At 61.4% G+C, this 1,005-nt stretch carries 1 protein-coding gene; it reads right to left on the bottom strand.

Annotation, left to right across the window (positions count from 1 at the left end; genetic code table 11):
- Positions 1-1,005: amino acid adenylation domain-containing protein (locus V8P77_RS34670; RefSeq protein ID WP_335916759.1), on the bottom strand; the 1,005-nt coding region annotated here is incomplete at both ends.

Raw genomic sequence — 1,005 nt, 5'->3', positions numbered from 1 at the left:
TAGCGGGCCAGATCGCCGGTCTTGTACATCCGGGCGCCCGGCTCGCCGCTGAACGGATCGGCCAGAAACCGCTCCGCCGTCAGCTCCGGACGGTTGAGGTAGCCGCGCGCCACCCCGGCCCCGCCAATATAGAGCTCACCCACCGCCCCGAACGGAACCGGCCCACCTTGGCCGTCCAGAAGATACACCCGCGTGTTCGCGATCGGACGGCCGATCGGGAGGCGGCGGCGGGATGTCGCATCAATCGCGGTGATCTCGCAGACTGTCGCAAAGGTCGTCGTTTCAGTCGGGCCGTAGCAGTGCAAGAGATGCTGTGGTCCGTTCTGGCTCAAAACCCGAGCTACTGCTGTCACATCAACCGCATCGCCGCCGACCAATAGCAATCGCAAACTCGCCAGCACCGGACCTAAATCATCAGCGCTCTGGCTGAACAACCCGGCTGTCAAATGCAGGACCCTAATGCGGTGCTGCTGAACCAGGCTGCGCAGAACCTCTGGCTGCAGCGCATCCGTGTAGGGAATTACAATCAGGCTTGAACCGTGTAGCAGCGGTGCCCACACTTCCAGTGTACTGATATCAAACGCAGGATTGCCCACCCACGCCACACGATCATTTGAGCCGAACTGCGCATATCCATTGTTGATCACGAGCCGGTTGACAGCACGGTGAGGCACAACAACTCCCTTGGGAAGGCCGGTCGAGCCGGAGGTGTACATCACGTAAGCGGCAGCCTCGGCGTTCAATACCAGGCCAGGATCGGGACTGGACCCGGTTCCAGCCATCAGCGCCTCAATGGGCAAAACAGGGATTGTGGCCTCAACCAGATCAACACCGTCACTCTCGCTGAGCACCAGGCGTGCTGCACAATCGGCAATCAGCCATTCTTGTCGCGCAGGTGGCAGAGCGCGATCGATCGGGATATAAACTCCGCCCGCCTTGAGGATCGCCAACTGCGCCACCACAAGGGCGACGGAGCGGTCCAGCATTGTCGCAATGCGGTCGCCG

The organism is Rhizobium aouanii, assembly GCF_037002925.1.
Taxonomy (GTDB): domain Bacteria; phylum Pseudomonadota; class Alphaproteobacteria; order Rhizobiales; family Rhizobiaceae; genus Rhizobium; species Rhizobium aouanii.
The sequence above is the reverse complement of the archived record's forward strand: the minus strand, read 5'-3'. Positions and strand labels throughout refer to the sequence as shown.